Source organism: Moorella sp. E308F (assembly GCF_006538365.1).
GTDB lineage: Bacteria > Bacillota > DSM-521 > Neomoorellales > Neomoorellaceae > Neomoorella.
Genome location: NZ_BJKN01000002.1, coordinates 1,002,489 through 1,023,607, shown reverse-complemented (window position 1 = coordinate 1,023,607; position 21,119 = coordinate 1,002,489). Strand labels below are relative to the sequence as shown.

General features: G+C 52.0%; 23 protein-coding genes. 19 read left to right on the top strand and 4 right to left on the bottom strand.

The window, feature by feature from the left end; genetic code table 11:
* Positions 1-6 precede the first annotated feature (6 nt).
* The 18 genes from mltG to E308F_RS11545 all read left to right on the top strand — a co-directional run bounded on the left by mltG (position 7) and on the right by E308F_RS11545 (position 17,031).
* The gene (gene mltG / locus E308F_RS11625; protein WP_141265052.1) at positions 7-1,053 is read left to right on the top strand and encodes an endolytic transglycosylase MltG; all 1,047 of its coding nucleotides are present in this window, start codon (positions 7-9) and stop codon (positions 1,051-1,053) included.
* A gap of 47 nt (positions 1,054-1,100) precedes the next feature.
* Positions 1,101-1,751 (top strand): redox-sensing transcriptional repressor Rex, encoded by a 651-nt coding sequence (locus E308F_RS11620; protein ID WP_141265051.1) that lies wholly within the window; start codon positions 1,101-1,103, stop codon positions 1,749-1,751.
* Positions 1,752-2,159: 408 nt separating this feature from the next.
* A complete protein-coding gene (locus E308F_RS11615) occupies positions 2,160-3,617 on the top strand; it encodes a YeiH family protein (protein ID WP_141265050.1) in 1,458 nt (485 codons plus the stop codon).
* 28 nt (positions 3,618-3,645) lie between these two features.
* Positions 3,646-3,789 carry a hypothetical protein gene (locus tag E308F_RS15920; protein ID WP_172613917.1) on the top strand — a complete coding sequence of 48 codons (144 nt, stop codon included), beginning with the start codon at positions 3,646-3,648 and terminating at the stop codon, positions 3,787-3,789.
* Positions 3,790-4,021: 232 nt separating this feature from the next.
* On the top strand, positions 4,022-4,684 hold the full coding sequence (locus E308F_RS11610) for a respiratory nitrate reductase subunit gamma (protein WP_141265049.1): 663 nt from the start codon (positions 4,022-4,024) through the stop codon (positions 4,682-4,684).
* Positions 4,684-6,060 (top strand): (Fe-S)-binding protein, encoded by a 1,377-nt coding sequence (locus E308F_RS11605; RefSeq protein ID WP_141265048.1) that lies wholly within the window; start codon positions 4,684-4,686, stop codon positions 6,058-6,060. The genes E308F_RS11610 and E308F_RS11605 overlap by 1 nt, the downstream gene beginning before the upstream one ends.
* A 93-nt stretch (positions 6,061-6,153) precedes the next feature.
* Positions 6,154-6,471 (top strand): TusE/DsrC/DsvC family sulfur relay protein, encoded by a 318-nt coding sequence (locus tag E308F_RS11600; RefSeq protein ID WP_141265047.1) that lies wholly within the window; start codon positions 6,154-6,156, stop codon positions 6,469-6,471.
* A 71-nt stretch (positions 6,472-6,542) separates the two neighbouring features.
* Positions 6,543-6,797, top strand: coding sequence for a TusE/DsrC/DsvC family sulfur relay protein (locus tag E308F_RS11595; RefSeq protein ID WP_141265046.1), 255 nt, complete (start codon positions 6,543-6,545; stop codon positions 6,795-6,797).
* A gap of 3 nt (positions 6,798-6,800) precedes the next feature.
* Entirely contained in the window at positions 6,801-7,925 is a 1,125-nt protein-coding gene (locus tag E308F_RS11590) for a 4Fe-4S dicluster domain-containing protein (RefSeq protein ID WP_172613577.1), read from the top strand.
* Positions 7,926-7,951: 26 nt separating this feature from the next.
* Entirely contained in the window at positions 7,952-9,025 is a 1,074-nt protein-coding gene (locus E308F_RS11585) for a hypothetical protein (protein ID WP_172613578.1), read from the top strand.
* A 17-nt stretch (positions 9,026-9,042) separates the two neighbouring features.
* A complete protein-coding gene (locus tag E308F_RS11580; RefSeq protein WP_141265045.1) occupies positions 9,043-10,398 on the top strand; it encodes a cobyrinate a,c-diamide synthase in 1,356 nt (451 codons plus the stop codon).
* A gap of 50 nt (positions 10,399-10,448) precedes the next feature.
* Positions 10,449-11,351, top strand: coding sequence for a helix-turn-helix domain-containing protein (locus E308F_RS11575; protein WP_141265044.1), 903 nt, complete (start codon positions 10,449-10,451; stop codon positions 11,349-11,351).
* Positions 11,351-11,587 carry a sulfurtransferase TusA family protein gene (locus E308F_RS11570; RefSeq protein ID WP_141265043.1) on the top strand — a complete coding sequence of 79 codons (237 nt, stop codon included), beginning with the start codon at positions 11,351-11,353 and terminating at the stop codon, positions 11,585-11,587. The genes E308F_RS11575 and E308F_RS11570 overlap by 1 nt, the downstream gene beginning before the upstream one ends.
* A gap of 172 nt (positions 11,588-11,759) precedes the next feature.
* Entirely contained in the window at positions 11,760-12,800 is a 1,041-nt protein-coding gene (selD, locus tag E308F_RS11565; protein ID WP_216363945.1) for a selenide, water dikinase SelD, read from the top strand.
* 567 nt (positions 12,801-13,367) lie between these two features.
* The gene (dsrA, locus tag E308F_RS11560) at positions 13,368-14,786 is read left to right on the top strand and encodes a dissimilatory-type sulfite reductase subunit alpha (RefSeq protein ID WP_141265041.1); all 1,419 of its coding nucleotides are present in this window, start codon (positions 13,368-13,370) and stop codon (positions 14,784-14,786) included.
* A 15-nt stretch (positions 14,787-14,801) separates the two neighbouring features.
* Positions 14,802-15,989 (top strand): dissimilatory-type sulfite reductase subunit beta, encoded by a 1,188-nt coding sequence (gene dsrB, locus E308F_RS11555; RefSeq protein ID WP_141265040.1) that lies wholly within the window; start codon positions 14,802-14,804, stop codon positions 15,987-15,989.
* A gap of 33 nt (positions 15,990-16,022) precedes the next feature.
* Positions 16,023-16,253, top strand: coding sequence for a dissimilatory sulfite reductase D family protein (locus E308F_RS11550; RefSeq protein ID WP_172613721.1), 231 nt, complete (start codon positions 16,023-16,025; stop codon positions 16,251-16,253).
* Positions 16,254-16,365: 112 nt separating this feature from the next.
* On the top strand, positions 16,366-17,031 hold the full coding sequence (locus E308F_RS11545) for a tetratricopeptide repeat protein (protein WP_141265038.1): 666 nt from the start codon (positions 16,366-16,368) through the stop codon (positions 17,029-17,031).
* On the opposite strand, the gene E308F_RS11540 is transcribed toward E308F_RS11545, so the two are convergent.
* Positions 16,999-18,078 carry a DVU0298 family protein gene (locus E308F_RS11540; RefSeq protein ID WP_141265037.1) on the bottom strand — a complete coding sequence of 360 codons (1,080 nt, stop codon included), beginning with the start codon at positions 18,076-18,078 and terminating at the stop codon, positions 16,999-17,001. The two genes, E308F_RS11545 and E308F_RS11540, sit on opposite strands and share 33 nt — an antisense overlap.
* Positions 18,079-18,109: 31 nt before the next feature.
* Positions 18,110-18,355, bottom strand: a complete 246-nt coding sequence (locus E308F_RS11535) for an FmdB family zinc ribbon protein (protein ID WP_141265036.1) — start codon at positions 18,353-18,355, stop codon at positions 18,110-18,112.
* Between the two features lie 135 nt (positions 18,356-18,490).
* Between E308F_RS11535 and E308F_RS11530 the strand changes: the two genes are divergently transcribed.
* Complete coding sequence (locus E308F_RS11530; protein WP_253256470.1) at positions 18,491-19,105, top strand: lytic transglycosylase domain-containing protein; 615 nt, start codon at positions 18,491-18,493, stop codon at positions 19,103-19,105.
* A gap of 2 nt (positions 19,106-19,107) precedes the next feature.
* Here the strand turns inward: E308F_RS11530 and ccsB are convergent, their stop codons facing one another.
* Positions 19,108-19,911, bottom strand: a complete 804-nt coding sequence (gene ccsB / locus E308F_RS11525) for a c-type cytochrome biogenesis protein CcsB (protein ID WP_141265034.1) — start codon at positions 19,909-19,911, stop codon at positions 19,108-19,110.
* A gap of 3 nt (positions 19,912-19,914) precedes the next feature.
* A complete protein-coding gene (locus E308F_RS11520) occupies positions 19,915-21,018 on the bottom strand; it encodes a cytochrome c biogenesis protein ResB (protein ID WP_141265033.1) in 1,104 nt (367 codons plus the stop codon).
* Positions 21,019-21,119 lie beyond the last annotated feature (101 nt).

Below are 21,119 nucleotides of genomic sequence, written 5' to 3'. Positions count from 1 at the left end.
GCTATTATGGGGGAAGAGCTGGAAACAAGCTATAATCTAGCTTTCTGGCAGACCTGGCGCCGCCGGTTAATTTTTTCCCTGGTGCTAATTATTTTGTTCCTGGGCGGGAGCGGGTATTTTTTCATGACCCTGCTGGCCCCGGTGCAGCCCGGCGCCCCGGCCATAGAGGTATACATTGCGCCAGGATCAAGTTCGGCCACCATCGCCAGCACTCTTACCAGCCTGGGGATAATCAAGAGCCCACTGGCCTTCCGGTTGGTAACCATGGCTACCGGCCTGGACACGCACCTAAAACCAGGTTACTATTTAATATCCCCCGGCCTTTCCCTGCCGGAAATCATCCGGCTGCTGGCTGCGGGCAAGGTCCAGGAGATTGAATTTACCATTCCCGAAGGATATACTGTACGGCAAATAGCCTCCTTGCTACAGCAGAAAGGTTTGGCCCGGAAGGAGGATTTCCTGCAGGCTGCAGCTCGGGATTATCCCTTTGATTTTTTGCATGGCTTGCCTTCTGGCCCGGAACACGTCCAGGGTTTTTTGTTTCCTGACACCTACCGGGTAGCCATGGGGACGCCGCCAGAGGAGATAGTGCTGATGATGCTCAAACGCTTTAACGAGGTTTACCAGGAAATTAGCCAGGAGAAAGACCCGGCCCTGGACTTAAATACCAGGCAGATCGTTACTTTGGCTTCCATCGTAGAAAAGGAAGCCAGGGTTGATGCTGAACGGCCTATCATTGCTGGTGTATATGTTAACCGCCTCAAACGGGGTATGCGCCTGGAGGCAGATCCCACGGTACAATATTTATTACCTGAACCCAAGCCCGTACTTACTTACCGGGACCTGGAGATCGATTCCCCTTATAATACCTACCGGGTTAATGGCCTGCCGCCAGGACCCATTGCCAATCCGGGCCGGGCCTCGCTCCTTGCGGCCTTAAAACCGGCTAAAACAGATTATCTATACTTTGTCGCTAAACCGGACGGTTCCCATTATTTTAGTCGTACCCTGGCCGAACACAACCAGGCAGTAGCCCGCTACCAGGCCAGGTAATTAATGCTATAATCAACCCCAGATGAAGAAAAGCGAGGGAGGAGACAATGCCTTTTCGGATTAAAATACCTCGGTCAACTATTGACCGTTTACCCCTTTATTACCGTTGCCTCAATTTAATTGAAGAGCACGGGATAGAAGAAATTTCTTCCCAGGTACTGGGAGTCAGGGTGGGAGTCGACCCTTCGGTAATCCGTAAAGACCTGGCCTGGTTTGGCGAGCTGGGTAAACGCGGCGTGGGTTATAACGTAACCTACCTGAAAGAAGCAATCGCTCGCATCCTCGGTCTGGACAAGGAGTGGCCCTTTATCCTGGTCGGGGCTGGTAAACTGGGTATGGCCCTGGCTGAGCACAACCGGAAATATGGCCGGCATTTTAACCTGGTAGGCGTCTTTGACCGGGACCCGGAGAAAATCGGCAAGAAGGTCGGGGGACGGCAAGTGAGCCCCATGGAGGATATGCCGGGGGTTATTAAAGAGTATGGGATAAAAATCGCCATGCTGGCCGTACCGGCAGAAGAAGCCCAGAAAGTGGCCCATGAACTGGTTAAATGCGGTATTAAGGGCATTCTCAGTTACGCGCCCATTACTTTGAGCGTCCCGGAAGATGTACTGGTCTACAACGCTGACTATAACCTGGACCTCCAGCGCCTGGCTTATTATATCAAAAACGACGGTAATATCTCCTGGGGAGAATAGCGGCGGCTGTTCGTTATTACTGGCACCCGAATTCAGTGGGTGCTCTTTTTTTATTTTTAACTTAAAAAATCTTTTCTGCCAGCAGGAAAATGCTCAATGCTGGCGAAATATAATTTAATAATAGCTAATGATAAAGAGAATGTTAGAACAAGGATGATCTACATAATAAGACTATTGTAGGTGTTAAGTTTTAGTATATTACTTTGCAATAGATAAATATAATTTATAACACAAGAGGTATTGTTTTCTCTTTTAAAGATGGTCTTGTTAACGCGTGGAGGGGGGTGAAAGCAAGAATAAGTGAAGGTGAGAATGAGCGCTAGGAGGTGATACATAAGGAGCTAAGGAAAGCAAGGGGTGGATTATTGCAAACAGATTAAAGAAAACAATTTTTTAGGGGGGAATAAGATGTCTCAAGAGGCTAAAGGGGCGCGCTCCCCACTTTTAAAAAGCGAAGACTGGTGGGCAGTATGGCTTGGGTTGTTTATCTTTTTACTGGGACTACTAAAATTAACTGGCTCCGATGTGCTTGGTTGGGTCGTCAAAACAAATGTCTGGCTAGATTTCTCCAAAGCCCTCACGCCTGTGGCAGCTAAAGGTCTTTCCGGTTTTGCCTCATTGATTCTTACTTATCTATTTTTAACTATTGTCCTGAGCATCGGCATTTCAGCAATGGGGGGCAATGTTAGGCGCTTCATTGCAGGGTTCACCATTATCTTTTGGATTACGTATGTTTGTTGGATAATTGGCCATTATGCTTACATTGCCGCAACACCGGACCAATTCGAGAAGTATAAAATTGGCTGGGCATTAAGATTGACCGGTGAAGCAGGTTTTATTGTGGCACTAATTGTTGGGTTAATCATTGGCAACTTCTTCCCGGGATTTACAAGATTTCTTCAAGAAGCTACCAAACCTGAATGGTATATTAAAACGGCGATCGTTATTCTTGGCGCCAAAATTGGGCTTGCTGCCCTGCAATCAACCGGGCTGGCAGCCCAGGTGGTTTTCCGGGGGCTCTGCGCCATCATCGAAGCCTACCTGATTTATTGGCCCTTGGTTTACTTTATCGCCAGGAAATACTTTAAGTTTACCCCCGAATGGGCCGCCCCCTTGGCATCAGGTATTTCCATCTGCGGTGTTTCCGCTGCTATTGCCACCGGTGGCGCCATTAAGGCCCGCCCGGTAGTCCCCATTATTGTTTCTTCCCTGGTCATTATTTTTGCAGTCGTTGAGCTCATCATCCTGCCCTTTGCCGCCCAGGCCTGGCTCTACAAGGAACCCATGGTAGCCGGCGCCTGGATGGGCCTGGCCGTTAAGACGGACGGCGCAGCGGCGGCAAGCGGTGCCATGGTGGATGCACTTATCAGGAGCAAAGCTATTAGCGTGCTGGGGACCAAGTGGCAGGAAGGCTGGATGCTGATGACCACCACTACGGTAAAGGTCTTCATCGATATTTTTATTGCCATTTGGGCCTTTATCCTGGCAATTGTATGGTCTGTCAAGATTGACCGGCGTGAAGGCGAAAAGGTGAACGCAGGCGAAATCTGGCTGCGGTTCCCGAAATTCGTCCTGGGTTACGCGGGGCTCTTTATCATCGTCCTGCTTATCGGCGCCAGCGCTAGCGGCGATACGTTAAAACTGTTAAAGGCTGGGGTCGGCCAGGCGGACGCTTTCCGCGGTATTTTCTTCGCCCTGACGTTCTTCACCATCGGCTTAATGTCTAATTTCAGGAAACTGCGGGAAGAAGGTATGGGCAAGCTGGCTGTAGTGTATGTTGTTTGCCTGTTTGGCTTTATTATCTGGATTGGTCTCGTGATTTCCTGGCTTTTCTTCCACGGTATAACTCCCCCGACCGTAGCATAAGCATAGCCCTGAAAAGGAGGTAACAGAAATGGCCGAACAGGAACGCTTGATGCAACAGGAAGAAGAATGGTTCGATTTAATGCCGATTGAAAAAAGGCTAATCTCTTACAGCCTTGGTTTAGGGATTGTCTTGTTACTAGTTCTTTTGTGGATAAGCCATACCATTGTCTAAGGGTAGATTAGATCTATCTGGTAATTGGAAAAAAATTTAAGCTCAAGGTCCGGGAATGCCGGGGCCTTGAGCTCTTTTTATAAATACCAAAAATTTTTTTGCCGGCAGCAGGAAAACTGCCCTCAATAGCGAAATAAATAGCATAATAACTAACGTAGTTTTATAAATATCATAGTCGTACTTGCGTGAACGTAGACATGCAGGGTAGCAAGATTTTTAAGGAGGGCAGTTTATGGATTTCTGGCAATCATTCATCGGAGGTTTTTTACCGTATATAGCTGTCGCCACCCTGGTTTTTGGCCTGGGTTATAAAGTAACCTGCTGGCTTAAAGCTCCGGTAAACCTGCACTGGGAACTTTTTCCTTACCCGCATACCCTCGGGGGTCAACTAAGCGAGCTTTTGGCAGAGGTTTTCACCCTTCGCAGCCTTTTCCACCATAACCTTAAATTGTGGTTTCCTTCCCTGGTGATGCACTGGGGTATTTACGCAGTAGTTTTCTGGCTGTTTTTCCTGCTGGTGGGGGCGCCAGTCGCCATTTATCTTGGTGTGGCAGGCGGTATATTGACCCTGACCGGTTCCTGCCTGTTGTTTTTATTCCGGTTATTTGTTCCCGGACTGCGTCAGATATCAACGCCGGTGGAATACTTGAACCTGCTTTTTATCTTCCTGCTAGCCCTTGCTGCTCTGGCCAGTGGTGCACTAGGTGATTTTGCTTTCAGGAATTATTTTATCAGCTTATTAACCTTCAAACCCCACTTACCCTTGCCGGGAAGCTATCTTGTCTTTCTATTATTGTTGTGGCTTTTTATGATCTACCTCCCCTTTACCCGTATGGCTCACTTTGCCGTCAAGTATTTTACCTATCATAAGGTTAAGTGGGGTGAAGTGGAATAATGCGTAAAGTTTTTGACGACTACCGGGTACTTTCCGATGAAACTCTGCGACCTGACGAGCCGCGGGTAGAAAAATTCCTGCAGGCCATGAAGAAATCCCTCCAACAAAGGGATAACTGGACCTTTTGGTTGCCCTATACTTTATCCCTGGATACCTGCATGAAGTGTGGCACCTGCGCCGAGGTCTGCCCGGTTTATCTGGCCAGTGGGAAGAAAGATATCTACCATCCGGTTTACCGTTCCGATATGTTGCGCAAGGTCTACAAGCGTTACTTTACCCTGCCTGGCAGGCTTTTTCCCGGATTAGTAGGAGCGGAGGACTTGACGGAAGAAAAGCTCAATGCCATGGCCGAAAACGTTTACCGCTGCACCATTTGCCGGCGCTGTGCCTACGTCTGCCCGGTAGCCATTGATAACGGCGTGATTGTCCGGGAGGCCAGAAAGATCTTTGACGCTATTGATATTGCTCCTGACGAGCTCAAGAAAAACGGGACCCAGAAACAGATAAAGTTCGGTAATGCCACCGGTACACCGGCCAACGCCTTTTTGGATATGATTGAATTTCTTGAGGAAGAAATTGAGGATACAAAGGGTTATAAAGTTAAAATACCCGTTGATAAAGAGGGCGCCGAATATCTGCTCATGCATAATGCCGGTGACTATCTGGCCTTTGCCGAGACGGTTATGGGTGCGGCTGAGGTTATGGATGCCGCCGGCGTTGACTGGACCTTAAATTCACCGGCGAAAGGTGTTAACGATGCGGTTAATTATGGAGTATTCTATAGCGATGCGGAGTTTACTACAATTGTTAAAGCCCATGTAGAAACAGCAAAGAAACTGGGTATAAAGACCCTGGTGGTGGGCGAGTGCGGCCATGCCTTTGAAGCGCTGAAGTATTTAATGTTAAGGCTCATTCCTCCAGAGGAAAGGCCCTTTGAGGTCAAGAGCATCCTGGAGCTGGAAGATGAATGGATCCGGGAAGGGCGGATTAAGGTTGATCCGGAGAAAAACCCGGAACCAGTTACCTACCATGATTCTTGCAAGCTGGGCCGCCTGGGGGGGATGTATGAAGAGCCGCGGCGGATCCTTAAAGCGTGCTGCAAGGATTTTCGTGAACTGACGCCCAACAGGGAAATGAGTATTTGCTGCGGTGGCGGCAGCGGTTTTGCTATCATGGAAAAGGGTGATTTCCGCAAATTCCGTATGGAAACCTACGGCAAGCTCAAGGCCGAGCAGCTAAAGGCTTCAGGGGCCAGTATCATCGCCCTGGCCTGTTCCAACTGCAAGGGCCAGTTTCGCGAGATCATCAATTACTATCAGCTGCCGGTACGTTTCGCCGGCGTTAGCGAACTGGTCGCCAACGCCCTGGTGCGTTAAAACCTGCCGTTTTTCTTACAAACATGGGGTTATTAGCCTGTAGCCTAAATACAAAGGTACAGGTATAATAAAATCTAGCAGGAGGTGTTGGCCATGCCAGCAATTAATGTTGGTGGCATCGAAATTGAAGTTGATGAGGACGGTTTCATTGCCGATCCCAGCAAGTGGAATGAGGCCGTAGCCAAAGCCCTGGCCGAAACCGAAGGGGTAACCGAGCTGACTGAGAACCACTGGAAGGTAGTTAACTACCTGCGCCAGTATTACCAGCAGTTTGGCATTGCCCCCATGATCCGCAAGCTTTGCAAAGAAACAGGTTTCAGCCTGAAAGAGATCTACGATCTCTTCCCCAGCGGCCCGGCCAAAGGGGCCTGTAAGATTGCCGGTTTGCCCAAGCCGACCGGTTGCGTGTAAAGCAAGCATAATCAGAGAAGGCCAGCGCGCCAGTGCTGGCCTTTATATCAATCCGGGGAGGATGGTAGAAGGTGCTGCCGCCAGACGATAAAAAAAGAGAAATTGCTGCCCGGGCCAGGGAGAGGGGTATTATTTTAAATGAAGACCATTGGAAATTGATCGCTATTAGCTATGAGTATTATGATCAGCATCGAACCATCTGTACCTTGCGTAACCTGATTAAACTGAGCGGCCTGGATAAAAAGCAGATTTATAAACTTTTCCCGGGTAATCCCATTGGCGAAATCAGCCAGATTACCGGCCTGCCCATGCCAAAGGAGTGTTAAATTTTGCCCGAGGTCAGCCAGGAGTTTCCCTTTTGCCGCCAGCTTTTAAACGGGTGTTCCCCCAGCCATGTCCGGGAATTAAGCACTAGTCACTATCCACTGGCCATGTATGAACACGGTCTTGCCACAGGGGAATCTGCTTTCGGCCATGGCGGGTACATTAACATACCGGAATTACCTTCCGGTGTAGGGGTACGTAACAGTAGCCGGCCGGATATAATTGAGGAATCGGCCTATCTTCGCATCCTGCAGCCGGCAGGAGGGTGGCTATCGGCGGAGACTTTGGAAAAATTAGCTGCTTGTGCGGAAACCTACGGTAAAGGCCTTATCCACTTTACCAGCGGCGGTACCATTGAAATTTATACCACAAGAGAACAAATGGTTCCCATGGTCGGGGAATTGAACGCTGCCGGCCTGGATGTCGGTTCTACTGGCAATGATCTGCGCTGCTTAACAGCCTGCTGCGGCCCGGCCAGGTGCGATATGGCCCTGGTTGATGCTCCGGCCCTGGCAACCTACCTGGGACAGCGTTTTATTGATGAACAGCAATACCCTGGTTACCCTCAAAAGGTGAAAAGTGGAGTGGCAGGTTGCCCCAATGACTGCATCCGGGCCATGATGCAAAAGGACCACTCCTTTATTGGCGTGTACCGTGATTTGCCGCAAATAAACAGCGAAGTCCTGGCTACCTGGCAGGAGGCCGGTGGTGACTTGACCGGGCTACTTTCGGCCTGCCCGGCGGGAGCCTTGAGATGGACGGGCTCCACCCTGGCGATAGACCCGGACAAATGCTGGCATTGTATGGTTTGCATCAACCTCTGCCCGGCCATCCGTCCCGGCCGGGAACGAGGTGTGGCCTGGGTGGCAGGGGGTAAGTATGGTCACCGGGGTCCCCAAGGTCCTATGGTGGGTTATGTCCTAGTGCCCTTTATCCCTATCAAGGATGACGATTATACAACCATTGGCGATCTCTTTGGTGCCTTCCTGGAACTCTGGGCCGATAATGCCCGGAAGAAAGAACGGGTAGGTGATTTTATCTCCCGTGTGGGTCCCCTCTGGGTTATCAAGGAACTGGGACTGAAGGCTGAGCCCCAGATCCTTTTAAGTCCCAGAAGAAATGGATTTTAAACTACGAACTAAAGGAGGCTGACGGGGTGAACGCACCTGATCTGCCGGCCGGCATCATGCCCGACTACCGCCGGGAAATACCCGCCGGGTTGCTGGCCCGCCAGGGCAGCTGGGTGTGGCATGAAATGTTACAACCAGGCGTTATCCGTCACCTGGCGGCAGATGGCAGCGCCCTGTTAACGGTACGCATCCTGTTGCCCCCCAATGGTCTCTTAAGCGCTACCACCTTGCGGCAGCTGGCGCGCTGGATCCGGGAGTATGCTTTAACCGGCCGCCGGACGAGCCGCCAGGGATTTGAGTTTGTAGGTGTCAGGCCCGAAAAACTGGAAAAATTCCTGGCCGAATTGCGAGCCGCCGGCTTCCCAGCAGGAGGTACGGGCAAGTCCCTGCACCAGGTAAAATGCTGTACCTCCTTTGTCCATTGCCAGAATGCCGCCGTTGATGCCCCCAGTATAGCCAAGGCTATAACTGATCACTTTTACCGGGACTTTTTCCAACAAGAACTGCCTGCTCCTTTAAAGATTTCTATTGGTGGTTGTCCCAACCAGTGCGGCGGCGGTGTGGAAGCCGATATTGGTATTTTAGGCCTGTATGAATCCGTACCCGAAGTTGATGAGGCACGCTTCCTGGCCGCCAATATCGACATTGGCCTCCTAATATCCTGGTGTCCTACGGGAGCCATCCGGGCCTGGCAAGCTGAGAAGGGAACTCTGGTAACCATTGATGCTGATCGTTGCGTGCGTTGCACTTCCTGTGTCCAGGTGGCCCCAGAAGGCATTATTTTGAAGAAAAGAAGCTACGTGGCCATTGCTGTAGGAGGTCATGGCGGCAATGGCTACAGGGGGCCCGAAATGGCGGCTGTCGTTTTTTCCCGGATACCGGCCCGGCCCCTGGAATATAGTGCCATTATTGATCGTATTGAGGACATCATCAACTACTGGCGCCGGGCAGGAAAACCGGGCGAAAGGCTGGCCGGGTTTATAGAACGTATAGGTTGGAGTAAATTTTTGGAAACCATTGGCGCCGATGCAGTCGAGGAACTGGGAGACAAACGGTTCCCCCAAACAAATTTCCGCCGCGACCTGCATTTTCGCTATTAGGGGGAGGTAAGGGAGGCGTGCGCCTGGTAATAGCAGCGCCTCACGGGCGCTCAGGAAAAACAACCATTACCCTGGGGTTAATTGTTGCTTTGCGGCAAAGGGGTCTGGTGGTGCAGCCCTTTAAAAAAGGGCCGGATTTCATCGACCCGAGCTGGCTGACCCTGGCCGCTGGCCGTCCCTGCCGCAACCTGGATTTATATTTTCTCCCGCCGGAAAAGCTGGAGCAACATTTCAGCGTCAGCTGCCGGGAGGCCGACCTGGGGTTAATAGAAGGGGCTATGGGGCTCTTTGACGGCCTGGACCTGGAAGGGAGCAACAGCACGGCGGCCATTGCCCGTACCCTTAGATGCCCGGTTGTTTTAGTTATCGATGCCGCCCGCATGACCAGGAGTGCGGCAGCCATGGTACAAGGTTTTCAAAATTTTGATCCCCGGGTAAAAATAGCGGGTGTTATTTTAAACCAGGTAGCCCGCCCCCGTCATGAAGACATGTTGCGGCGCTCCATTGAACACTATACCGGCTTACCCGTGTTGGGAGCCCTATCTAAAAAAAGGGATTTTGTTATTCCTGACCGCCACCTGGGGCTGATACCGGCCGCAGAAAACGAGAGCATCCATGCCGCTTTGGCGGCTACAGGGGCGGCCATAGCTGCAAACGTTGACCTGGACGCCCTACTGGCCATTGCCAGCCAGGTTCCGGACCTACCTCCCGGCCCGGAGCGGCAGCAGCCGCCTTTACGGCGGGTACGCCTGGGTATTTTTCGCGACCGCGCCTTTACCTTTTATTATCCGGAAAACCTGGAGGCCCTGGAGCAGGCCGGCGCGGAAGTGGTGCCTGTAAATAGCCTGGAGGATGAAAAGCTCCCGAGCATTGAAGGGCTGTATATAGGGGGCGGGTTTCCCGAAATTTTTGCCGCCCGGCTGGAGGCCAACGTATCTCTGCGCCAGGCAGTAAAAAGGGCCATAGCCGAAGGAATGCCCGTGTATGCCGAGTGTGGCGGGCTGATGTACCTGGCCAGGCGTCTTAATTACCAGGGGCGCTGGTATGAAATGAGCGGCGCATTACCCTTTGATGTTACCATGTCCTCCCGGCCTCAGGGACATGGCTACACAACAATGCTGGTGGAAGGGGAAAATCCCTTCTTTAGCCGGGGCAGCATCATTAAAGGTCATGAGTTCCATCATTCCCGGGTAATAAATTTGGACCGCCAGGCCGTGGGTTTCCTTTACCGGGTCCAGCGCGGCTTTGGTATTGACGGCCGGGTGGACGGCATCCTTTATAACAGGGTCCTGGCCGGATACAACCATCTCTATGCTCCCACCCACCCCGAGTGGGCCGCCAATCTGGTAGGCCTGGCAGCAGGTAGCAGGTAAAAAGAAAAATAAACGGTAGCATTGCGAGGGAAATAAGGAGGAGCATTTGGATGACGATAGGGGAAAGGTTAAAGAAGTTAAGGGAAGAGCGGGGCATATCCTTGGAAGAGTTGGCCGACCGGCTGGATATTGCCCCGGACTGTATGGCCGAGGTAGAAAAGGGGACCAGGCGTCTCTCCATGGCCACCCTGACAGAAGTAGCCGGTATTTTCGATGTTGATATTAGTTACTTTACAGAGGAAAATGGGAATAAGGATAAAAATACCGTGGGGGCCAGGCTAAGGCGCCTGCGAGAGCAGAAAGGGATAACCTTGAGCGAATTAAGCCGCCGGTCCGGCGTCTCCCTGGCCCATATCAGCGAGATCGAGCGCTCGCGTTCGACAGCCTCTTTAAAAACTTTAGAGAAACTGGCTGCCGTCCTGGAGGTTTCACCCAGTTCCCTTTTGCGTTCCAGCCAGGAGGATACCCTGGGTAATAAATTAAAGCGCCTGCGGGAAAAGATGGGCCTGACCCAGAAGGAACTGGCCCAGCAGATAGGCATTTCCCACAGCCTTATCGGCCAGATCGAGACGGACCGCATTCAGCCCTCCCTGGCAACTTTAAGCAGCCTGGCCGAAGCCCTGGGAGTATCAACCTGCTATTTCCTCATGGAAGAAGAAGAGGAAGATTTATACCTAGGTTATCGCCTGCCGGCCGACGTCCGGGAGGCCCTGCGACGCCCGGTTCTCCAGGAAGTTGTCCGCGCCCTGGCCGACTGGGGCGAAGTGGAGATCCGGGGTCTCCTTGATTTCCTACATTCATTGAACGAAAACCGGCGTCCTTTAAGTACGGCTGCCGAAGACCAGTATCAAGAAATACGTCGCTTTTTGAGCCGTAGTACAGAAGAAGAGCGCAATCTTGTGCTCAACCTCATCAGGCTCCTGCAGGGCAACTCACGGGAGGAAGAGTCTTAGTGGCCCGGAAAGTACTTGATTGCCGGGGTATGAACTGTACCGGCCCGTTGATGGCCACGGCCAAACAAATGCAAAAACTTAAACCCGGGGACATGCTGGAAGTATGGGTAGATGATCTGGCCTCGGAATTCGATTTACCAGCCTGGTGCCAGCAGGCCGGGCATACTATTGTCAGGAAAGAAATAAGAGACGATTATTACAGCTACCTGATTCGGAAAAAAGGTTCTAGAGCATAGGTGTATTTGCTTTCCCCCTGACCTTGACTACGTTCACCTTACTGCGCCCATAAGGGCCTTTTTATTATGCCTTTTTGTCATACATGGCACGTCTGAAAGCTGATAAAATAAGAGAAGAAAGGAGGGCGAAATAATGGGACAAGCTGATAAAGCTTGCGGGTTGAGCCCCAGGATAGAAAATCCCAAGTTGACCCAGCTTTCCTGCAGTTCCGGGTGAGCGGCCAAAATGGGTCCGGGGACCCTGAATCAAGTACTGCAGTACCTGCCAGTGATGGATGATCCCAACCTCCTGGTGGGAATGAATAGCGTTGACGACGCCGGCGTTTACCGCTTAACGGGCGACCTTGCCATTATCCAGACCATTGACTTTTTTACACCCATTGTCGACGACCCTTATCTCTACGGCCAGATAGCTGCGGCCAATGCTCTGAGCGACGTCTATGCCATGGGCGGTACACCCCTTACGGCCATGAATATCGTAGCCTTCCCCAGCAAGAAGGTGGATATTGCCGTCCTGGCGGAGATCCTGCGGGGCGGGGCCGACAAGGTGTTGGAGGCCGGGGCCGTCCTGGTAGGCGGCCACAGCATCGACGATGAGGAACCCAAGTACGGGCTGGCTGTAACCGGCGTTGTCCACCCCGACAGGATAGTTACCAACTGTGGTGCCCGGCCGGGGGATAAACTAATTCTCACCAAGCCCCTGGGTACAGGAATTATTACTACCGCCATTAAAGCGGAAATGGCAACACCGGAAGTGGCGCAAGAGGTCAGCCGCTGGATGGCCACCCTGAACCGGGAAGCTGCGGCGGCCATGGTGGCTGTCGGGGTCCACGCCTGCACCGATATTACCGGTTTTGGCCTCCTGGGACATGGCATGGAAATGGCCCGGGGGAGCCGTGTTAACCTGGTTTTCCATGCTCATGCCATCCCGGTCTTACCGCAGGCCAGGGAATTTGCCGCGATGGGACTGGTGCCGGGCGGTGCCTATAATAACCGCCATTATGTTGAAAAGGATGTAAGGATAGCTCCCGGCGTACCGGAAGCACTTCAGGACATTCTCTACGATCCCCAGACATCAGGCGGGTTGTTAATTGCCGTAGCTGCAGATAAGGCGGGGGACCTGATGGCGGCTTTAATGGAGCGCGGCGTCACGGCGGCCGGGATTATCGGGGAAGTGGAAGCCGGGCCGGGCCAGATAACAGTCTTGCCATGACCTGTATCGTCATGGGTAATAACCTAATCGCCGGGACCAGTAACCCTCCTCAGCCCGGGTGATAAATAGGAAAGTGGTCATGACTAAAACCGAACTAACCTCTATACTTACCAGCTGTAGCAGGTTAATACCTGGCGGCAGGCTTTTAGCCTGCCTTTTTTGCTTCTAGTTAGGAATGAAGAAAAAATTTCGGCCGGCAGCAGGAATTTTAAGAGAAATAGCGAACTAAATTTATAAATAGCAAAAATGGTTCCTTCGGCCAGATAGGAGTTTAGCATTCTTGCGAAGAAAGGGGCAAAGGTGCGACGGGAGGAGTATCCTTTCCTGGTGTAAAAACGCCCAAAAAGGCATTTTAAAAATAGACTTGGGATTGTGTTAACTATTCTTTGCAGTCTCGGCCGGGGAACGCTAACGATATAATTAACACTTTGCCCCCTCGAGTTCTATCAAATGCATTGCCAGGAAGGAGGCGAAGTTAGATCCCTGCCAATTAGTATTGTCCCTACTTAAAACCTGGCTCCCGCAGCGGGCACGGATTAAAACAAACCAATAAAGGGGGTATTGCTAATGGATTTTAAACCAAAGCAGCCACAAAAAGAACTGAAATATGAAGAGTTACGCATCTATACGGACGAAGAACTGCATAACTACTCGGAAGAAGAGCTTAAGGATTTCAAAATCAAACATGACATTCCTATGTTAGAAGAGCTGGAGAAGGGGCCGTGGCCCAGCTTTGTCACCGACGCTAAACGGGAAGCCCTGCGCCGCAAGAAACTCCCTAAAGATCGTATGATGATTGACCAGGACGTAGTGGACGACTTGCTTGGTCAATTGGAATTATCTTTTGTAGACGGGGAAACCCACTGGAAACACGGCGGCATTGTAGGCGTTTTTGGTTATGGTGGCGGCGTTATCGGGCGCTACTCCGATGTTCCCGAAAAATATCCTTCCGTCGCCCATTTCCATACCTTACGCGTCAATCAACCGGCCAGCAAATTTTATAAAACTGACTTTTTACGAGCCCTTTGCGATCTCTGGGAATTCCGCGGCAGCGGTATTTTTAATATGCACGGGTCCACCGGTGACATCATCCTGCTGGGTACCACCACCGAACAGTTAGAACCCCTCTTTTACGACCTGACTCATGAACTGGACCAGGATCTCGGCGGCTCGGGCTCGAATCTGCGCACGCCTTCCTGCTGTATCGGCAAAGCCCGCTGCGAATTCGCCTGCATCGATACCCAGAATTTGTGCTATGAGCTGACCACCCATTACCAGGATGAGCTGCACCGTCCGGCTTTCCCATATAAATTCAAGATCAAGATTGATGGCTGTCCCAACGGCTGTGTGGCTTCCATCGCCCGTTCTGACATGGCCTTGATTGGTACCTGGCGGGACAACATCCGCATCGACCAGGAAGCAGTCCAGGCTTATATCAGGGGTGAAATTCAGCCCAACGGCGGCGCCCACAGCGGTCGCGACTGGGGAAAGTTCGATATCCAGAAGGAAGTTATTGACCTCTGTCCGACCGGCTGTATGGCCATGGAGGACGGCAAGCTGGTAATCAATAACCAGGAATGCAACCGCTGCATGCACTGCATCAATGTCATGCCCAGGGCTTTAAGGCCCGGCGTCGACACGGGCGTCAGCGTCCTCTTTGGGGCCAAGGCGCCGATCCTGGAGGGCGCCCAGTTGGCGGTATTGACCGTTCCTTTTATGAAAGCCGAGCCACCCTATGACAACATTAAAGAGCTGCTCGAGAAGGTCTGGGACTGGTGGATTGAAGAAGGCAAGAACCGCGAGCGTCTGGGTGAACTGATCCAGCGTAAAGGGCTGCCCAGGTTCCTGGAGGTTATCGGCGTCCCGGCTGCTCCGCAGATGGTTAAAATGCCGCGTACCAACCCGTATATATTCTGGAAGGAAGAAGACGTGCCCGGCGGATGGAAGCGCGATATCAAAGATTACCGGCTGCGGCATAAACGATAGAAGGAGGTTGGCAACATGGCGTTATCTCAAGAGCGTTTTGGTAAATACAATCCGGAGAAACCGACGGAAAACAGGATTACCGATATTGGCCCCCGGCACTTCTGGGAGTTTTTCCCGCCGGTCATTCAAAAGAATTATGGTAAATGGCTTTACCATGACATCTTAGAGCCGGGCATTATGGTCCATGTTTCCGAAACCGGAGACAAGGTTTTTACCGTAAGATGCGGTGGCTCCCGTTTTATGACGGCCGAAAATATTCGTGAGATCTGCGATATTGCCGATAAATATTGTGACGGCTATGTTCGTTTCACCACCCGCAATAACATCGAATTCATGGTCACCAGCTATGAAAAGGTAGAGGCATTGAAAAAGGACCTTTTAAGCCGAAAATATATCACGGGGAGTTACAAATACCCCATCGGCGGTACGGGTGCAGGGGTAACAAATATTGTCCATACCCAGGGTTATATTCACTGCCATACCCCGGCTACCGACGCTTCCTCCATGGTCAAGGCTATCATGGACGAACTCATGGACTACTTTACCGGGATGACTTTACCGGCCCACGTCAGGATATCTGTGGCCTGCTGCTTGAACATGTGCGGGGCTGTGCACTGCTCGGATATCGCCCTGCTGGGCATCCATCGCAAACCGCCCATTGTGGACGATAATATCGACTCGATCTGCGAAATCCCCCTGGCCATAGCCGCCTGTCCCGTGGGAGCCCTGTCGCCTGGAAAAACGGAAGACGGGAGGAAAACGATTAAGATTAAAGAAGAACGCTGCATGTTCTGCGGCAACTGCTATACCATGTGCCCCGCTTTGCCCATTGCCGATAAGCTGGGCGATGGCGTGGCCGTCCTGGCCGGCGGCAAGATATCCAACCGTATCAGCGAACCCAAGTTCTCCAAAGTAATCGTCCCCTGGCTGCCCAACAATTTCCCCCGCTTCCCAGAAGTGGTGGCCACCGTCAAGAAGATCATTGAAGTTTATGCCGCTGAAGCCAGAAAGTATGAGCGCATTGGCGACTGGGCGGAAAGGATCGGCTGGGAGAAGTTCTTTGAAAAGTGTGATCTACCCTTTACCGAACATCTGATTGATGATTATCGCCTGGCCTATGATACTTACCGGACCAGCACTCAGTTTAAATATACCCGGGCGGCCTGGGAAGTATCCAAGGCGGCAGGAGGTATTAACGAGTAGGCCTACCTGATGATAAGGGGGTTATGAGCAATGATGGAAGAGATCAAAAAGGCCATTCTCGAATATGCCGAGACCAGTAAAAAGAGCAAGTTTTATTTCAAGGATCTGGAAAAGGCCGTCCAGGCCAAGATCCCGGACGCTAAAATGAGGGACATTAAAAAGGCCGCTACAGAACTGGTTAACGAAGAAAAATTGATCTACTTCTCGACCGGTAGCACCACCATGTATGGTTTAAAGGGAAGGGGCATAACTGAAGAACAGTAAGAAGGAACCTTAAACATCACGTTTTAACGGAGACCCTCAAAGAGGAGAGGCTGCCAGCGATCAAACAGCAGCCTCTCTTTAATATTAACCATATACAGAAAGGGCGAAAGGTATGCCGGAAGCACAAGACTTTGAAGCCTTTATAGCCGGGCAAAAGCGAATACTGGCGGAAAACCCCGGCTGCGCCACAGCTCTCTACAACCTGGGCGTTTCCTATATGCAGCAAGGGAAATGGGATGAGGCAATTGCAGCCTTTGAAGAAGCTATTGCCAGCAGCGGCCGCATGTTTGAGGCTTATGTAAACCTGGGCTACATCTACTGGCAAAAGGGTGAGCTGGAAAAAGTAGTCGAAGCCAACGAAAAGGCTATCGCCATCGAGCCGCGGTATGCCCGTGGTTATGCCAACCTGGGGTTTGCTTATTCCCAGATGGGCAGGACTGAGGAGGCCATTGCTGCCCTGGAAAAGGCCATAGAGTTGAACCCCAGGATCGTCCAGGCATGGAATAACCTGGCCAATTGTTATCTCCAGCAGGGTGACATAGACAAGGCCATCGCCACCGGCCACAAGTTGCTGGAAATTGCTCCGGATTTTGCCCTGGGGCATAATAATCTTGCCTATGCCTATTATTTAAACGGGGATTTTGCCAGGGCCATTGAACACGTTGACCGGGCCCTTGAACTCGGGTTTGAGGTTCACACGGAATTTCTCAAAAAACTGCAACCCTATCGTAAAGGTGAAAGCGGATCACATTCTGGCCAGGGCTTCAGACGCCAGTAGACCCACGGTCTTTTTTTGCAAGGTACCGTTCTCGTAAAAGGTTACTGGTTGCCCGTCCTTAAGGAGGCCCTCCAGCATATCCCTGGCCGCTGTCGCGCCTAAGTTGCCGAGGAGCCAGGCCGTATAGCCCCGGGTTTCAGCATCCGGGTCCTGGAGAAACTGGAGAAAGCGCAAGCTGGCCGGGCGGATGAGATCGGGTTTTACCCGGGCAATATTGCTGATGGCCCGCAGGGCCCGGGGCCGAAGGGTTGTGTCAGTGAGCAACTGGTACAGAGCTGGAATGTACCCGGCAAAGGTTTCCGGGATGCTGGCGATAATGGCGCCGGCGGCGTCGATGGCCCCCCAGCATGAAGCACCGGGATCTGTGACAGAGGTTAATAATCGTTGCAGCAGCCTGGCAATGGTTTGCGGATCCTTCTGTGCAATAATGGCAGCTGCTTTACCTAAAATTTCGGCGGCCCGCAAGCGCAGCAACTCATCGCCGCTATAGAGAAGCCGCTGCAGATCCCTGATGAGGCGGCTGTCAGACGTGGCTATTTTTAACAGGGCCTCCACCTGGTATTCCTTTACCAGGGCTTCGATGTCTTTTTTAGTGAACCTCTTTTCGCCCGGGGGTGCCATAGATGCTTTAGAGGAAATGGCGGCGGCCCGCGCCAATTTTTTTTGCACACCTTGAAGGGTAAACTCGAGGATATCCGGGTGCAGTTTAATGAAATAGAGGGCACCGGAGATTCTTCTGCCCTCATAAAACCCGTCGGGAACGATTAAATGCGTTTCATAGTCGTAGTTCTCAACCACTTTTTCCAGGTAATCTTCTTCCGGAAGCAGGCCCCAGGCCAGATCCCAGTCCATGTTACAGCTGAAGACCAGGGCTTCTATGAAAGCCGCTCCCAGATTGTGGCCGGTTACATCGCAGGCATAGACCGCACCGCAGGAACAGGACCCTACTGGCATTTCGTTCGGCCGGCGGGTAACCTGCTCTTTTGGTCTGGCAACGGGCAACCCGCAAAAGGGGCAGGTCGGTTTGAAGGCAAGCTCGCGCTTCATTTACGTTACCATCCCATCGTTTTCCCTGCTCTTAATCTTCAGGTCCCGGGATATCCAGGGTCATACAGTTGCTGCCAGGGCTGCAGGATTTGGCCGTGAGCTTTGGTTTTTGCTCACCCTTTCCCGAACGGGTGATAAAGTTAACGCGGCTGATTACCCTCTCCAGGGACTGGGATTGGCATTCTGGACACTGAAGTTCGACCTTTTCGTGCATGCTGGCAAAATGCTTTTCAAAGAGTTTCCCGCACGCCAGGCAACGAAATTCGTAGATAGGCATTCTTTGTCCTCCAAAAATGAGTCTTTTTTAGGTTCGTTTTGTTTATTGTAACAATGCCGGAGATTAACGTCAACAACCGGCATCTTCAGGATAAACTATCCCTGCTTGCCGGCGATTATGATATAATGTGTGCAGGTGCCGGGTAGAAAGGAGACAGGTATGGATATCAGTACCATAGCGCCGCTGATTGGCGCCTGGGCGAAAATGCAGGCCACTGCGGCAGGTAATACCGGGAGCCTTAAGGATAGCTTCAACATACTTTTTTATCTGATGCTCCTGGCGCAACTGGAAGAGGGACAATCACCGGCAGTAGGGGTACCCCCCCATAACTCTCGTCATGGGGAGCGCAGCTCGCCAGCGTCTGGCTTTAAGGACCTCATCAGCCGGGTGGCGGCCAGGTACAACCTGCCGGCAGCCTTGCTCCAGGGGGTAGTGGCGGTGGAGTCCGGCTTTAATCCCCAGGCGGTATCACCGGCCGGAGCCATGGGGCTCATGCAGCTCATGCCGGCGACAGCCAGGGCCCTGGGGGTGACAGATCCATTCAATCCGGAAGCCAACCTGGACGGCGGCGCCAGGTACTTAAGGCAGCTGCTGGACCGTTTTCAGGGAGATCTTACCCTTGCCCTGGCAGCCTACAACGCCGGCCCCGGCGCCGTTAAACGCTACGGCGGCGTTCCCCCTTACCGGGAAACGCAGGCCTATATCCAGAAGGTTCTGGCCGCCGCCCGCAGGTTTGAAGGCCTGGCCTGAAGCTAGACATAGCTGTGGGCGCCGGGAAGGAGCAGTGAGACGCCAAACAAGGTGAAGAGTACTGCCAGAAAGCCCACGATGGCCATAATGGCGGCCCTTTTCCCCCGCCAGCCGTATGTTTTCCGGGCGTGGAGATAAGCGGCATAAATCAGCCAGGTAATCAAGGCCCAGGTTTCCTTGGGGTCCCAGCCCCACCACCTGCCCCAGACCTCTTCGGCCCAGACGGCCCCTGTGATGAGAACCATGGTCATAAAGGGGAATCCTACTGCTACCGACCAGTGGAGGAGGTTATCGAGCTTCGCCAGGGAAGGCAGGATACTTTCACCGATGCCATCGTATCCCTTTTCTTTAAGCAGGTAAATAAGACCCAGGCAAAAGGAAAGGCCGAAGGCGCCGTAAGCAATGATGGCCGTAAGAACATGAAACTGCAGCCAGACACTCTGCAGGGCTGGCATCAGAGGCCTGGGGCCGGAAGATAAGGTGTTGCTATAGGAAAGGATAATTACTTCCAGAAGCGCTACTAGAACCGTTAGCAGGTCTGATTTTATCATCCAGCGAGAGATAAGATAAAACAGGAGTATGCCCCAGGCAAATAGGAGGACAAATTCATATAAAGTAGCAAAGGGGAGCCTCCCGGCGGCAATACTGCGCAGCACCAGGGCCAGGGTCAGGGAAGCAAAGGACATGATGAGGGCCGCCTGGGCCAGGGGAGAGGTAAATCTATTAGAACGCCACAAGGTGATCAGGCTTAATATTACGGCCGCCAGCAAAAAAATATAGGTTAGAAGATTGAAATTAGCTTCCATAGCTTAGCGCCACCTCTCATGCTTTTCCGGTACCAGGTACCTGATAATCAAACCCACCAGCAAGATGAAAAAGCCGGCGTAAAGTACACCAACGCCGGGGTCTTTTTTGATCTCAAGTCCCGTGTAATAACGGTAGCCGGAAAAGGTAACGGGATAACCACCTACTGCCTTTGTCTCCTTCTCGGCCAGCACTTCTTTCGCCTTTACTTGTTGATCCTGGAAAAGCATAGCCACCAGCCTGGGGTTATTTGGCAGGGGTGAACGTGAATGTAACCTGCCCCCCTGTTCATCAAAATCAGGAATAAAGAAAAAGACCAGCCTTACATTTTTGCCCGGGTCGATGTCGAGACCCCGGCCACTGGGCAGGTCAAAAGGTAGTGCTTTACCGTTAATAACGGCCTGTCCCCGGGCCAGCCAGCCGTAACTGGTCTGGTAAATTTTCAAACCCTTAAATTTTAAAGGACGGTTTACCTGGATGTCCCGCTCAATTTCCTGGCCGTCAGCTGTTTTAAGGGAGACGCTGCTAATGTATTGCCTGGGCTGGAGGTTTTCGTAATATTCAATTTTAAATTCCCTAACTCTTAAGGCGTAGCCCGGGAAACCTCTGGCGGTCAGGTCGAGGCTGTCGCCGGTGCCGATTTCGACATAGGCGTGCTGGGCCATAACGCCGGATATGACCGCCCCGGTCAGGATAACCAGGATACTTAAGTGCAGCATGACTGACCCCCAGCTACGCAGGTCCGGAGCTTTCTTGATCCGCCGCAGAGAGCAGGCCAAGATATTGACGGCTAGAAGTGCCCCGAGGGTCATAAACCACCAGCTGCGGTATAAATGGTCCAGGGACAGGAGGACAATCAACCTTCCCGGTACTTCTCCGTAATAAGCGCGGTAGAACCCCGCGGGCTGGCCCTGGGGAAGGAAGCTCCCCAGGGAAGCCAGGACTCCCAGAAGCAATAAAAGCAAAAGTCCCAGTTTCATGGATGATAAAAAGGCAAAATGCGGGCGTTCCCGGTTGTTACCGGACAAAACCATCACCCCGGTTTTAGAATGAGTATACACCAGCGACCGTACAGTGGTCAACGGGAACAGGCCGGCATCAGCAGACATTTTTATAAGTACAAAAAATATTTCTACCAGCAGCAGGAATTTTAAGAGAAATAGCGAACTAAATTTATAAATACCAAAAGTAGTGCACCGGTGAACGAAGG